The sequence below is a fragment of the Saonia sp. genome, from assembly GCF_056326165.1.
In genome coordinates, this window is sequence record NZ_JBWFBN010000010.1 from 67,817 (window position 1) to 82,493 (window position 14,677).

Sequence of the window (14,677 nt, forward strand, 5' to 3'; positions counted from 1 at the left end):
GGCTAGATTTTTGATGCGATTATTTGTATGAAAAGAAAAATATTACTTCTGTGTTTTTGCACCTTACTTACTTTTTATGCAACTGCACAGCAAATTGCCCTAAAAAAAGGAGTGATAACTCATTCATTACAGGTAGCAGATTCTTTGCCTAACGAGACTTTTTCAATATATCTACCAACCAGTTTTGATTCTTCCAAAAATTGGCCTGTTCTTTTTGTTTTTGATGTTGAGTCTAAAAGCAGACAAGCATTGGGAATGTTTAGAATTGCAGCTGAAGAACTGGGCTATATCCTGGCCGCATCCAATAACTTAAATGATAGTTTAGCAACAACTCAAAATATTCTCATAGCTAATAGAACTATTAGTAAGGTACTTGGGACTTTACCAATTCAGAAAAGCAGGATTTATACTGCTGGTTTTTCTAGTGGAGCAAGGTTGGCATCAATAATTCCATTATTTATTAAAGAAATAGAAGGTGTTATATCATGTGGAGCAAACATTAGAAGTGTTGAATTATTGAATTCCAGAAACACCTTTCATTTTATTGGCATTGTGGGGCGGGAAGATTACAATTATAGAGATATGATAGATTTTAGGAAAGTCTTGAATAGATTGAAGTTTCCTAACCAACTATTGAAGTTTGATGGTGGTCATGAATGGCCAAGTATGGAATTGATTAAAACATCAATGGAAATTTTGACATTGTCTTCTATGGCTAAAGGAAATGCGGAAAAGGATTATACTTTTATAGATAATCGTTTTAATACAAGCATGGATAAAATAAATACTTTGTTGAATTCCAATAAATTATTAGATGCCAATGAACTAATAGAAGAAGCATTGACAGTTTATAGACCGTTTAAAGAAATGGATTCCTTAATGCAGAGAAAACGGGAATTAAAAAAAAGCAAATGGTTTAAGACTCTAAATAGAAGTGAGAATGCCATACTTTTTAAAGAATCATTATTAAAAGATGAATTTACATATTCTTTGGAAGAGGATGTACTTGCCTATAATTATAATAATTTGGGATGGTGGAATTATCAAATGGGTGAGTTAAAAAAATATTTAAACAGTAAGGACAAGGCACAACGGCAAATGGGCAAAAGGATTATGGGTTACCTAAACGCATTGGTCGAAGATACAATTGATATATTGGAGTCTGAAGAAGAGGTGGAGGAAGAGGGGGTTCGTTTTTTATGGATGTTAAAGACTATTATTGCTCCAAATGATTATACATATTATCTAAAAATTATTTCTGATAGTGCAAGAATTGAGGATTATGGAACTGCCCTATTTTATCTAGAAGAAGCATTGAAAAATGGTTATAATAATAAAAATGAATTGTACACTCTGGAACATACCGCACTTTTAAGGATAACACCAGAATACAATATTATTGTATCAAAATACTTAAAAGAGGCCAGGTACGATTTTATTGAGGAATAAACTTTGGCACTTCTTCCAAATTCCAATCAATAACAAGACCACCAGCAAGAGAATTTGCAATTTCTTTGCCATATAAATGTTCACAAAGGTAAAGGGCTGCTTCAAAACTTTTTGCACCACCAGCAGAAGTAATATACTTGCCATCATGAACAAAAAGAACACTGTCCTTAACCTGTAGATGTGGAAACATTTTCTTATAAGAATCTATGTCACTGGGAAATGTTGTAGACACTACTTTATCCAATAGACCAGCTTTGGCCAAGACAAAAGCACCATCACAATGGGAAGTGATAAAAAGAGCGGTTTTATCAACTTTTTTAACAAAGCTAATCATTACAGAATCATTAAGGTCAGTATCTAAATGATGCTCTGCACTGGGAACTACCAATATGTCTATTTGTGGGATAGAATCTTTGGTATAATCATAGTCGGGTAAAATTCTGACTCCTTCAAAAGAGGTTATGGGTTCTAAGGTATTAGCAACGATAAAGGTATTCATGGCCTTTATGTTTTTTCTGTATTGAGTATGCTGAAAAATATCAAAAGGGGCAGTGAATTCTGTATTATATGTTCCATCCATAATCAAAAAAGCAACATTATATCTATTGGGTTCCAGTTTAGGAAACACTCTTTCTATTTTATTGGTTTTGGTATGCTGCTTATTTTTTTTTCCGCAGGATATTATACATGTAAAGACAAAAAATAAAAGTAGGCTATTTTTCATTGAGTTTTTTTTATGGAAGTTAAGTTAGTATAAATTGTAATTTTGAGTAAAATTAAGGCAATGAAATATTTTTATTTATTACTTATACTAGCAATTATAGGTTGTAAGGATGGGAAGAAGTACCATGATTCAGGTGAAATAAAAAATAAGGAGTATCAAACTGGATTGTTAGGGGATATTTTATTATTTCAAGATGAATTGAATGAAGAATATAAAAATCCGGAAGAGTCACCTTTGCCAGACAGATACCGTAAAAATTTTGAAGGGTTAGATTTTTTTGAACCTGATACTACTTATGTTGTTATGGCCAAATTTGTTAGAACTCCGAATGCCAAACCGTTTTTGATGCCTACTACAACGGAAAGAAAATCTGAAGAGGTTGTCTACGGAATTGCACATTTTAATTTGAATGGTAAAGAACATAAATTAGAAATTTATCAAAATAAAAAACTAATGCTGCAAGAGAAATATAGAGACTACCTCTTTTTACCTTTTTTAGATGATACCAATGGGGAAGAGACTTATGGTGGTGGCAGGTATATAGATTTGGCAATACCTGAAGGGGATTCTATTTTAATCGATTTTAATAAAGCCTACAATCCATATTGTGCTTATAATAAGAAATACTCTTGTCCATTAGTTCCATGGGTAAATACATTGGACACCAAAGTTTTAGCGGGTGTAAAAGCTTTTAATTCAAAAGAAAAATAAAGCCCGGTCACTAAACCGGGCTTTAGGTATATTTATAAAAAGTTTACTTTTCCACTAGATACATCATAGATAGCACCTATAATTTGTATTTCATTGTTTTCTTCCATTTCAGAAAGTATAGGACTCTCTTTCCTAATTTGGTCTATAGAAAGTTGTACATTTTTAATAATTACTTCCTCTACATCCAATTCATTCCCACTACTTTCCGCCTTAACACTTACAACAGCGGGAGTAATTTTGTCCAAAAGAGTAGTAATGTTTCCAAGCTTTACACCTTGGCATGCAGCAGTTACTGCACCGCATTTAGTGTGTCCTAAAACTACAACAGCTTTAGAGCCTGCAACTTTACATCCGTATTCAACAGAACCTAGAATGTCAGCATTGATAACATTCCCAGCTACTCTTGCGCTAAAAATATCGCCAATACCTTGGTCAAAAACCAATTCTACAGGAACCCTAGAATCAATGCAGCTTATTACAACTGCATAAGGGAATTGTCCACCGCTAGTTATAGATACCTGTTCATTTAGGTTTCTTTCTTCTTTTTTGTTTTCAACAAATCTCTTATTACCCTCTTTAAGAATGCTTAATACATTTTTAGAAGTAAGTTTTTCTTGTGTTTCTTTTGTTTGTGTTATCATTTTATGAATGTGTGTCTTTTACGTTGTTTTTAACCCATTTTAGACATTCCTTGAATGTTTCAAAAATATGCTCCTTTCCAATTAAATCTGGAATAATATCAATACGCTCCATCATATAACCAGGCTGTTTTTGTAAATCTACTAACAAAACCGTTTTTCCATCGTTGACCAAGTCTACCAAAACATCTTTCATGGCATAGAGTCCCGATTGATCCATATATTGCATCCTTCCCATTCTAATGATGACTGCGGTTGCAGTGTCTGGAATTTGTTGTGCCAATTGCTGAAAATCACTGGTAGAACCAAAAAATAGTGGACCTTTAATATGTTTGATAAAAACCTCTTCTTTAAGATTTTCAGGAAAATCATGTTCATCTGCCCATGCCTTTTCTTTTGAAAGCGATTTTACATCTGATCTTTCTGCCGTCAAATCCCCCATCTTTTTCATAAACATTAAAGAGGCAATGACCAAGCCAATACCAACTGCATAAACCAAATTCCATACGGATGATAAAACCAATACAATAAGCATAACCGCTACTTCTTGTCTTGGCATATTTGGAATAGCTTTAAGTCCTTTATAATCCATAACAGCAATACCAACAGTAATTAAAATCCCTGCTAAAACAGCTGCCGGTATTTGTGAAGCTACTGGGCCAAGAGCCAACAGGATTACAAGCAATAGTAAACCAGCAATCATACCAGACAATCTTGTTTTTCCACCTGCATTGATGTTTACTACAGTTCTTATAGTTGCCCCAGCACCTGGAATCCCTCCAAAAATAGCACCGATACTATTTCCAATACCCTGCCCAACTAGTTCTTTGTTGGGTTTGTGTTTAGTCTTAGTCATATTGTCGGCAACCACGGAGGTTAACAAAGAATCTATTGCTCCCAAAAAGGCCAAGGTCAGTGCGGTAAAGATATAGGGTGAGATTGTGTTTAAACTAAAGCTTGAAAAAATCTCTAAATTTGGTATAGGTAATCCACTTGGAATTTGTTCTATAGGCCTATAATCCAATCCAAAACCATAGGCTATTCCAGACATCACAATTAGTGAGACTAACGTACTTGGTATCGTGGTTGTTATTTTTTTAAATCCATAGATAATGATTATGGTTCCCAATGCAAGCAATACCTCCAGCCAATTAATATTTTTTAATGCTCTTGGAATAACTTTAAGTGCCCCAATTACACCAGAAGCATTTTTGGCTGCTAATGTTTGCGATTCTTTTAGTATATCTGCTTCAGTAATATGCTCTGCACGTTTTACAGTTTCCCTAAAATCTTCCAATACTAATATACCTTCTCCTGCTTCATCTTTTAGAATATTATCCAATATTATTTCTTCAGCATGAGGTTTAAACTGGGATACAAATTCTTCATCTTCTTTAGGGTAGTATCCAAGAGAAGGAAGAATTTGTGTAATTAAAATTATAACACCAATTGCTGTCATAAAGCCTGAGACCACTGGATATGGTATAAATTTAATATATGAGCCCAGTCCGGCAATTCCTATCCCTACTTGCATAAGACCGGCTAGGAGGAAAACCGTTAAGATAGCTGGTAATGCTTTGTTGACATCACCATCAAAAGCAGCGACAATGCCCGCAATCACAACCATGCTGACTGCTGTCATTGGTGCCGTTGGACCAGATATTTGTGTGTTTGTGCCGCCAAAAAGAGCCGCGAAAAAGCTTACAAAGATTGCACCATATAGACCAGCACTTGGTCCAAGACCAGAACTTACTCCAAATGCTAACGCTAGGGGTAATGCCACTATTCCTGCTGTTACGCCTCCAAGCAAGTCGCCTTTAAAATGTTTAAAGTCAAATAATCCCATTATAAATTTTTTATAAGTAGTTAAAAATTTTGAAAGATTGGAACTCTCCAATGACTTTCAATTATTCTTTATTGTGATGTAAATCGTTTTTGTAGCTTTTTAAAGACTACCATTTGGCTTAGGAAACCTCGGGAGGTGGTAAGTGAATACTTAAGTTAAAATCCAAAATATTTTCATGAAGATTGAAAAATTTCTGACCCCAATTTAAATCAATTGTAGAGGGTTTAAATTCATTGATTTGAAGCACGTTTTTTTCATTTTCAAAATCAACATCTATTTCTTTTTCAGACTGCTCATTTTTATTTGAGTCATCAAATAATTCCAGTTTATTTTCACCAAAGTGGTTAAAAATGATATTAGCCGGTTTTGCCAAAACAGAAAATACAAGGCATACCATGAAGAAATAACTTGCAAATGTATTTATATTGGTTTTTTCGTTGGCTTTCATTCTATAAAGTGAACTTAAGGTCGCACTAGATATTATATATTAAGACCAAATTACTTTTAATACCGCAAATATAAAAGTTAAGATTTTGGATTAACATATATTTATGCTTTAAATTGTAAAACAATAAAAGATACTAAAAAAAAGAGCCCTGCAAAATTTGCAGGGCTCTTTTTTATTTTAAACTATGTTTACAACGACGAACTAGAACGAATAAATTGCCGCCAAAACAAATGATGATAAACTTTTGCTTGGATCTAAATCCGCATTAATAAATGCATTTTCAGAAGTGCTGTCTAAACGTAGTTCTGGCTTAATGATTAAATCACCAATTATTGCACTACCCGTAAGTGTTACGGCTAATACACTTGTATCTTCCATACCTGTTCCTATTGCTCCAAAATCACCAGTTTCAACAAAGTATTCACCTCTAAGGCCTAAACTAAAGGTTTCAGAAGCTGCTACTTGTGGATAAAGAGCAACACCAGCAAATCCTACTCCATCATTATCATAATATGCACCATTTATTCCTAAAAAGAAACTATCAGAAAGGTCAAAACCACCAGTATAATCAATTTCATATGCACCGTCATCTAATAAGAAGTTTATGTATTGACCATAGAAACCTACTTGTGCTCCAAAAGCATACTCACCAGTTGGATTAAACTCTGTTAAATCTGTAGGGTTCATAACTGCAAGCATAAGAGACCAATCATCATCTAAAGCAAAATCTGCTTTAAGACCTGTGTGGCTAAATGGACCATATGAAAATAAATATGAAGTGCTATAGTTAAAATTAGCGGCTGGTGAAATTACTTCGTACCCTAAAAAAGTATTGAAGTTACCAAGTGTTAATGTTACACTTTCACTTACATTCCAATATGCATATAATTGATTTACAATATTACCAGTAGCTGAGTACATTGGAGATGCAAAAACAGCATCTGTACCTCTTGGGCCAAAAACTAAATCTGCAACAAAACCAGCTTTCTCCCCTTCATAAGAAGCTACTACGTTGGCCATACCTAAGGCAAATCCTGGTAAGTTCGCAAATGAAGAGCCTGGAGCAATAGCATTTTCATCATTTGGACCACTTAAATTGGCTCTGTAATATGCATCAACTGTTCCTGTAATTGATAGTTTTTTTTCAGTTTCCTCTTCTTCTTGAGCAAATGAAAGAGTTGTTGTTAATAATGCAAATACGAATAGAAATGCATTTTTTATGTAATTTGTAGTTGTAATCGTTTTCATACTTAATGTTTTAGTTTTCCTTTTGAGTTAACAAAGGAGTTTAATTGTTTTAAATACTTCGCTTTTTGTTTTGAGAAAGATTATTGAACGGAGCGTTCTGCAAAACGCTCCGTTTTTTTATTAGTGATCATTCATTCTAAAATCACCGTAAGCACCCATTCCATGCTCATGACCATCCAAGCCTTCCAATTCTTCTTCTTTGGAAACTCTAATGCCAACAGTTTTCTTAAGGACAAAAATGATGATGAAGGCTGTTATACAACAGAATACTGCTGCTGCTGCAACACCTGTTAACTGCCACATAAATTGTTGCCCGCTTGCCAATCCACCAAAGATACCTACTGCTAAAGTACCCCAGATACCACAAATCAAGTGAACTGCAACCGCACCAACTGGATCATCTAATTTTAATTTATCTATTAAGGCTATACCTAATACAACAATGACACCAGCTATAAGACCAATGATTACTGCTTCATTTGGTGACATTTGGTCCGCTCCAGCAGTGATACCTACAAGACCAGCCAAAATTCCATTTAAGAACATTGTTATATCATAATTTTTATATAATACTGTAGAGAATATAAAAGCACCTACACCACCAGCGGCAGCTGCCAAGCAAGTTGTTACTAATACTAAAGATGTTAATTCTGGATCTGCAGATAATACAGAACCACCATTAAATCCAAACCATCCTAACCAAAGGATTAAAACACCTGCAGTAGATAATGGAAGGTTGTGACCTGGAATAGCATTTGGCTTTCCATCTTCACCAAATTTACCAATACGCGCACCTAATAACCATATGGCTATTAAAGCAGCCCATCCACCAACTGAGTGTACCAAAGTTGAACCAGCGAAATCATAGAAACCACCATCTTCACCACCTAAGGAAGATAAGAATCCACCACCCCATTGCCATGAACCTACTATAGGATATACCAATCCTACATACACGATTGTGAAAATCATGAATGGTCCTAATTTAATTCTCTCTGCAACAGCTCCAGATACAATTGTAGCTGCTGTAGCTGCAAACATACCTTGGAACAAGAAGTCTGTCCACCATGTGTATCCTCCATCGGCATAATCTGGAGTCATGCCACCTTCGGGAGCACCAATTCCAGGTACTATGCCACCAACATACCCGTTAAAATCTCCAGGGTACATTAAATTAAAACCAAATGCATAGTAAAGCAATAGCCCTACACATATAATAAATATATTTTTAAATAAAATGTTTACCGTATTTTTTTGTCTAGTTAGTCCAATCTCTAAGAAAGAGAAACCCAAATGCATAAAGAATACAAGGGCGGTACATAACATCATCCAAACGTTGTTTGCTGTAAATAATCCTGCGTCCATATTGTTAATTGTTAGTTAGTTTAGTTTTTTAGTTAATTCCCGCGTGACCGCTTTCTTTAGTTCTAATTCTGTAAGCGTCGGTTACTTCTGATACAAATATCTTTCCGTCACCAACATTACCTGAATAAGCAGCTTCTAAAACAGCATTAACAGTTTTTTCCAAAAAATCATCTGATACTACTATAGTTAGGTATCTTCTTTGGATATCTGTTGTGCTATAGGATATGCCACGATATACATGACCTTGTTTTTCATTTCCAACTCCAGTTACATCCCAGTAACTAAAGAAGTTAACCTCAATTTGATGAAGTGCTTTTTTCACTTCGTCAAATTTTGACTTTCTAATAATTGCCTCGATTTTTTTCATAATTAATTTGTTGTTTATGGTGCCAAATATATATTAAAATAATTGTCACCCTAAAGTTAAGGGGGTGTTAATGAGTATTTTTATTTTTCTTTCAATAGAACCCCTATTATTTTGAGGGTATCGTTTTTTATTATCAAAAAAAATGATTATTTGATTATTTCAAATAACTATTTTTTAATAAGTATTGAGGATTGAATAATAAAAGGACCCATTTTACTATGAATTGTTCAATAAATAAGGCAAAAGGTTGATTTTATGCTAAAAAATAAAAAAAATGTAAAATAAAGTGTTATTTATAACATTTTGGAAAACCATAATCCAATAGCCACGGCAATTACTCCAATTACAATACTTAGTATAGTGTAAATTGAAAAATGTAGAAGGTCTCCGCTCTTTAATAAGGAGTGTCCCTCATAAGAAAAAGTGGAAAAAGTTGTAAAACCACCACAAAAACCTGTTGAGAGTAATAATGTTTGGTTCTGTGTTAGAAGATTGCCCTTTGCAGAGATACCTAAAATGATGCCAATTAAAAGACAACCTATTATATTGACCAAAAATGTGCCGAGAAAGAAATTTTGTAGATGACTATTGTATGTTTTGATAATTAGGAAGCGTAAAATGCTACCTAAACCTCCTCCCAAAAACACCAATATAACTTGTTTCATACTTTAAAAGTATAAAACTTAAATTGCTTTTTTGTATTCTGAAGGAAGTAAATCTAAAGGATAGATTTTTGTTATTGGAGTTTTAGAAATAGTATTTTTAGCTTTGCTAACATTGCCATTAGCCCTGTTTACACTAAAAATTAAAAGAATTGCATTAAGCCCCAATAATCCAAATAATATGCTAAAAAATGTAACCATTCAACTGATATTCTTTACAGTATAACGCAAAAGTACGTCTTTTCTTATGTAATACGAGAGAAACGGAAATAATGTTGTGAAAGGGTTAATTTTTGTAGTGTGCGTAATAAAAGTGTTAATATTTAAGAATTTGTTTAATAGCAAACAATGTTATTATGAATATGATAAAGACAAATCCAATCCATTTAACGCCTTTATAGTTTTTGGAATGAAGTTTTTTGTCTTTTTTATACGAAAACAGTATTGCGACTGTAAAAAAGACTACAAAAATGGCTGCAAAAATTAATTGCCCTTTAGTGAACATATTTTTTATTTTTATGCAAAACTAATTTAAAAGAAATCAATAATGAAAGCAAAAATAGAAGCCGTTGAACAATTTCATAAATCTTTTGGGTTAGGCGTGTCCAATAATATGGTTGCTGATCTAGGCTCCAAGAAAAATATGCTGCGTTTTAATTTAATGGATGAGGAGAATAAGGAGTATTTGGAGGCTGCAAACAATAATGATTTAATTGAAGTAGCAGATGCTCTAGGTGATATGTTGTATATTTTGTGCGGAACAATTTTGGAGCATGGTATGCAATACAAAATTGAAGAAGTGTTTAATGAAATTCAGCGAAGTAATATGAGTAAGTTGGGAAAAGATGGTAAACCAATATATAGAGAGGATGGTAAAGTGTTAAAGGGCCCTAATTATTTTAAACCAAATATTAAAAGTATTTTGGACAAATAAAAAAAGCACCATTCCGGTGCTTTTTTTATTTGTTTTATAACCTTATACTTTATATCTCCAGCCAAATTTATCTTCAGCTTTATTATATTGAATATCAGTAATGCGTTTCTTTAGCATGGCCGCATAACTGTTCTCCAATTCTGGTAAATCATAATCAATATTTTTATGGCCAAAACCAGAAATAGGAGAGACTACAGCGGCTGTCCCAGCACCGAACATCTCTTTTAAGGTTCCGTTTTTGGATGCTTGCACAACTTCGCTTACTGTAATTTTTCTTACTTCAACAGGAATTCCTTCATCTTCAGCAATTGCTATAATACTCTTTCGGGTAATTCCGTCAAGAATACGATCACTAGTAGGTCCTGTGATCAATGTATCATTTATGCGCACAAAGATGTTCATAGCGCCAGCTTCTTCAATATACTCATGTGTATTGTCATCTGTCCATATTACTTGTTGGTATCCTTTTTTAACAGCTAATTGCGTTGGATAAAATTGACCGGCATAATTGCCACCAGCTTTTGCGAAACCAACACCTCCATTAGCAGATCTAGAATAAGTTTCTTCTATCAAAACTTTTACTTTACCAGAAAAATAAGCGCCAGAAGGAGCACATGCTATAATGAATTTGTATTCATCGGCTGGTGAAGCATGGAACCCATTACCAGATGCAAAAATAAAGGGTCTAATATATAGAGAGCTTCCTTCAGATTGTGGAATCCATTTTTTTTCCAAATCTAAAAGGGTTTTTAAACCTTCCATAAAATATTCCTCTGGCAATTCTGGAATCGCCATTCTTTTTGCGGAAATATTTAGACGTTTTTGATTATCCAAAGGACGGAAAAGCCATACATCATCATTTTTATCTTTATAAGCCTTCATGCCTTCAAAAATAGATTGTCCATAATGAAAAATCTTTGCAGAAGGGTCCAATGTGATTGCCTGATATGGTACAATTTTAGGAGTTTCCCAAGTACCATTTTTGTAATCACAGACGAGCATATGGTCTGTAAAAACACTGCCAAAAGATAAATTATCAAAATCTACTTGGTCAATTTTTGATGTCTTTGCTTTCTCAACAACGATATTCTGTACAGTTGCATCCATCATAACAAACTATTTTAGTGAAGTAAAATTAATGAAATATCCCAACGTGGTCTTTATTTTTCGGTCAAAATTGTTGAGTTTTGTAATTAAGATTTAAAAAAATATAAAATATGAAAGGATTTAATATATTATGTGCGATTGTTGTATTGTTGTTTTCTGGTTCATTATTGGCCCAAACAACTGAGAATAAGACAGAGTACCTTTCTTTTGGAAAGCAGATTACTAAGGATGATACTCAAACTTCAATAAAGGCATCAGATGTATATCAAAACTTAAAAGTTAAGGATACCATTACCACAAAATTTTCAGCAGTGGTAACCGATGTTTGCAAGGCAAAAGGATGTTGGATGACACTTAGTTTGGAAAATGGGGAAGAAACTATGGTTCGTTTTAAGGATTATGGGTTTTTTATGCCAATGGACATAGTAGGAAAAGAGGTTGTTGTAAATGGGTTGGCCTTTGTAGAAGAAATGAGTGTGGCAGACCAAAAACATTTTGCTAAAGACGGTGGCGCATCAGAAGAGGAAATAAATAAAATTACCGAGGTTAAAAAAACATACAGTTTTGAGGCTGATGGAGTGCTCCTAAAGCAATAAATTGAAGAGAAAAATAATTACCACCTCGGATGGTTCCAAAACCATACAGATAGAAGATTGGAATGAGCAATATCATTCCAAGCATGGAGCTATCCAAGAGGCATATCATGTTTTTATAAAACAAGGACTTTCACTTTTTAATAAGGATTCTATTTCTATTTTAGAAATAGGATTTGGAACAGGGCTAAATGCTTTGATAACTCTAATTGAGTCAGAAAAACACCAGTTGTCTATAGATTATACTGGAGTTGAAGCTTTTCCAGTTATTCTAGAAGAAATTCAAGAATTGAATTATATTTCTGAACTCAATGCTTCTTCCTTTGGAGATGGTTTTGCCAGTATGCACCAATCTTCTTGGGAAGAACAAATTTCACTAACAGATAATTTTACTTTAATTAAGCAAAAAAAGGATTTCATGGAGATTGAGGATCAGGAGAAATTCAATCTTGTTTACTTTGATGCCTTTGGAGCTAGAGTTCAACCAGAATTGTGGACAGAAACTATTTTTAAAAAAATGTATGTGGCTCTAAAACCAAACGGTGTATTGGTGACCTATGCTGCAAAAGGAAGTGTAAGGAGAGCTATGCAGGCTGTAGGTTTTACTGTGGAACGTTTACCAGGCCCTCCAGGAAAAAGAGAAATGTTACGTGCAAGAAAGCTTTTGGAACAACATTGAATCAATATTTTATAAAGTTTAGTGACATTTTGACATTTTTAAAGAATTGGCAGTACTTTTGCCATCCTAAAATCAGATATTTTTAACGCTAATTATATGAGTAAAGAAGATAAAGTCGAAAATATGGATGAATCTATTTCTGAAGCACAGGCAAATGAAGAGTCTAAAAATAATGTGGAAGAACAAATAGAGGAGATAGAAGAAATCAGTGTAGAAGAGCAATTGAAGGTGGATTTAGTAAAAGAAAAGGATAAATTTTTACGCCTTTTTGCTGAATTTGAAAATTATAAAAAACGTACTTCCAAAGAACGCATGGAGCTTTTTAAGACAGCGGGTCAAGAAGTGATTGTTGCCATGTTACCAGTTATAGACGATTTTGATCGTGCTTTAAAGGAGCTTTCTAAATCGGAGGACAAGGAAATGTTCAAAGGTGTAGAGCTCATAAGTAACAAATTTAGAGAAGTGCTTAAAAATAAGGGCATGCAAGAAGTAGGCACAAAAGCAGGTGATACTTTTGATGCCGAAGTGCACGATGCTATAACCCAAATACCTGCACCTAATAAAAAGCTTAAAGGAAAAGTGATTGATGTTATTGAAAAGGGTTTTAAACTGGGAGATAAAATTATCCGCCACCCTAAAGTGGTAGTGGGTAACTAAAAATATAGAATGAAAGAGGATTATTACGAGTTACTAGGAATAAGCAAAAGCGCAACGGCTGCTGAAATAAAAAAGGCATATCGTAAGAAGGCTATTGAGTATCATCCAGACAAGAATCCTGGTGATTCCAATGCAGAAGAAATGTTCAAAAAAGCTGCAGAAGCCTATGAAGTGCTTAGCGACCCTAACAAAAAAGCCCGCTATGACCAATATGGTCATGCAGCCTTTGAAGGCGGCGGAGGTTTTGGCGGTGGAGGCATGAACATGGATGACATTTTTAGCCAATTTGGAGATATTTTTGGAAGCGCTTTTGGTGGAGGTGGAGGCTTTAGTGGCTTTGGTGGCTTTGGTGGCGGTGGTCAGCGAAGAGTAAAAGGGAGTAACTTAAGAATACGAGTAAAACTTACCTTGGATGAAGTAGCCAATGGTGTAGAGAAAAAAGTTAAAGTCCGTAGAAAAGTTAAAGCAGACGGTGTTACCTATAAAACCTGTTCTACATGTAATGGCGCAGGTCAGGTTACAAAAATTACGAATACCATATTAGGAAGAATGCAAACTGCAGCAGCGTGCAGTACGTGTGGTGGTAGTGGACAGATTTTGGACAAACGACCAAGTGATGCCGATGCCCAAGGGTTAAAAGTTGCTGAGGAAACGGTTTCTATTAAGATTCCGGCAGGTGTAGAAGATGATATGCAGTTAAAAGTACCCAGTAAGGGGAATGAAGCCCCGGGGAATGGTATTCCAGGGGATTTGTTGGTTGCAATTGAAACTGTAGAGCATGTCTCTCTAAAAAGAGAAGGGGACAATTTGCACTATGATTTATATATAAGCATTTCTGAAGCTATATTGGGTACTTCCAAAGAAATTGATGCAGTTGGCGGAAAAGTAAGAATAAAGTTAGAGGCAGGGATACAATCTGGTAAGATTTTACGATTGCGAGGAAAAGGTATTTCCAGTCTTAACGGTTATGGTAATGGCGATCTTTTAGTGCATGTGAATGTATGGACACCAAAAGAGTTGAACAAAGAGCAAAAAGACTTTTTTGAGCGTATGCAAGGGAATGAGAATTTTGAGCCAAAACCAGAGAAATCAGACAAGTCTTTCTTCGAAAAAGTGAAGGATATGTTCTCATAGAAAATATAATGTGAGATTTAAAATAAAAACGTATATTTGAGATTAAGTATTGGGAAACCAATATTTAATTTTCTTTTTCATAGCAATTTTTTTCCCATCCTTAATTTTATTTAAG

The 14,677-nt window shown here is 34.3% G+C and carries 16 protein-coding genes; 7 read left to right on the forward strand and 9 right to left on the reverse strand.

Annotated elements, in window-relative coordinates; genetic code table 11:
- The first annotated feature begins 27 nt into the window (after positions 1-27).
- Positions 28-1,449 (forward strand): alpha/beta hydrolase family protein, encoded by a 1,422-nt coding sequence (locus tag AC000W_RS10320; RefSeq protein WP_474748072.1) that lies wholly within the window; start codon positions 28-30, stop codon positions 1,447-1,449.
- On the opposite strand, the gene AC000W_RS10325 is transcribed toward AC000W_RS10320, so the two are convergent.
- A complete protein-coding gene (locus AC000W_RS10325; protein ID WP_474748074.1) occupies positions 1,436-2,173 on the reverse strand; it encodes a DJ-1/PfpI family protein in 738 nt (245 codons plus the stop codon). The two genes, AC000W_RS10320 and AC000W_RS10325, sit on opposite strands and share 14 nt — an antisense overlap.
- A gap of 60 nt (positions 2,174-2,233) precedes the next feature.
- Between AC000W_RS10325 and AC000W_RS10330 the strand changes: the two genes are divergently transcribed.
- Positions 2,234-2,884, forward strand: a complete 651-nt coding sequence (locus AC000W_RS10330) for a DUF1684 domain-containing protein (RefSeq protein WP_474748076.1) — start codon at positions 2,234-2,236, stop codon at positions 2,882-2,884.
- 32 nt (positions 2,885-2,916) lie between these two features.
- Here the strand turns inward: AC000W_RS10330 and AC000W_RS10335 are convergent, their stop codons facing one another.
- The 7 genes from AC000W_RS10335 to crcB all read right to left on the reverse strand — a co-directional run bounded on the left by AC000W_RS10335 (position 2,917) and on the right by crcB (position 9,461).
- Complete coding sequence (locus AC000W_RS10335; protein WP_474748077.1) at positions 2,917-3,525, reverse strand: carbonic anhydrase family protein; 609 nt, start codon at positions 3,523-3,525, stop codon at positions 2,917-2,919.
- A 1-nt stretch (position 3,526) separates the two neighbouring features.
- Positions 3,527-5,368: a SulP family inorganic anion transporter gene (locus AC000W_RS10340; protein WP_474748078.1), complete on the reverse strand. Its 1,842-nt coding sequence runs from the start codon at positions 5,366-5,368 to the stop codon at positions 3,527-3,529.
- A 118-nt stretch (positions 5,369-5,486) separates the two neighbouring features.
- The gene (locus tag AC000W_RS10345) at positions 5,487-5,816 is read right to left on the reverse strand and encodes a hypothetical protein (RefSeq protein WP_474748079.1); all 330 of its coding nucleotides are present in this window, start codon (positions 5,814-5,816) and stop codon (positions 5,487-5,489) included.
- Positions 5,817-6,017: 201 nt separating this feature from the next.
- Entirely contained in the window at positions 6,018-7,064 is a 1,047-nt protein-coding gene (locus AC000W_RS10350; protein ID WP_474748081.1) for an outer membrane beta-barrel protein, read from the reverse strand.
- 120 nt (positions 7,065-7,184) lie between these two features.
- Entirely contained in the window at positions 7,185-8,429 is a 1,245-nt protein-coding gene (locus AC000W_RS10355; RefSeq protein WP_474748082.1) for an ammonium transporter, read from the reverse strand.
- A gap of 28 nt (positions 8,430-8,457) precedes the next feature.
- A complete protein-coding gene (locus AC000W_RS10360) occupies positions 8,458-8,796 on the reverse strand; it encodes a P-II family nitrogen regulator (protein ID WP_474748084.1) in 339 nt (112 codons plus the stop codon).
- Positions 8,797-9,089: 293 nt separating this feature from the next.
- Positions 9,090-9,461, reverse strand: coding sequence for a fluoride efflux transporter CrcB (gene crcB / locus AC000W_RS10365; protein ID WP_474748085.1), 372 nt, complete (start codon positions 9,459-9,461; stop codon positions 9,090-9,092).
- 544 nt (positions 9,462-10,005) lie between these two features.
- On the opposite strand from crcB, the gene AC000W_RS10370 reads away from it, so the two are divergent.
- On the forward strand, positions 10,006-10,392 hold the full coding sequence (locus AC000W_RS10370) for a pyrophosphohydrolase domain-containing protein (RefSeq protein ID WP_474748088.1): 387 nt from the start codon (positions 10,006-10,008) through the stop codon (positions 10,390-10,392).
- Between the two features lie 42 nt (positions 10,393-10,434).
- Here the strand turns inward: AC000W_RS10370 and AC000W_RS10375 are convergent, their stop codons facing one another.
- The gene (locus tag AC000W_RS10375; RefSeq protein WP_474748179.1) at positions 10,435-11,499 is read right to left on the reverse strand and encodes a branched-chain amino acid aminotransferase; all 1,065 of its coding nucleotides are present in this window, start codon (positions 11,497-11,499) and stop codon (positions 10,435-10,437) included.
- A 110-nt stretch (positions 11,500-11,609) separates the two neighbouring features.
- On the opposite strand from AC000W_RS10375, the gene AC000W_RS10380 reads away from it, so the two are divergent.
- The 4 genes from AC000W_RS10380 (at position 11,610) to dnaJ (ending at position 14,562) form a co-directional block, all read left to right on the forward strand.
- Positions 11,610-12,095 (forward strand): DUF4920 domain-containing protein, encoded by a 486-nt coding sequence (locus tag AC000W_RS10380; protein WP_474748089.1) that lies wholly within the window; start codon positions 11,610-11,612, stop codon positions 12,093-12,095.
- Position 12,096: 1 nt separating this feature from the next.
- Positions 12,097-12,771 carry a tRNA (5-methylaminomethyl-2-thiouridine)(34)-methyltransferase MnmC2 gene (gene mnmC2, locus AC000W_RS10385; protein ID WP_474748090.1) on the forward strand — a complete coding sequence of 225 codons (675 nt, stop codon included), beginning with the start codon at positions 12,097-12,099 and terminating at the stop codon, positions 12,769-12,771.
- 96 nt (positions 12,772-12,867) lie between these two features.
- Positions 12,868-13,428, forward strand: a complete 561-nt coding sequence (locus AC000W_RS10390) for a nucleotide exchange factor GrpE (RefSeq protein WP_474748091.1) — start codon at positions 12,868-12,870, stop codon at positions 13,426-13,428.
- 9 nt (positions 13,429-13,437) lie between these two features.
- Positions 13,438-14,562 carry a molecular chaperone DnaJ gene (gene dnaJ / locus AC000W_RS10395; RefSeq protein WP_474748093.1) on the forward strand — a complete coding sequence of 375 codons (1,125 nt, stop codon included), beginning with the start codon at positions 13,438-13,440 and terminating at the stop codon, positions 14,560-14,562.
- Positions 14,563-14,677 lie beyond the last annotated feature (115 nt).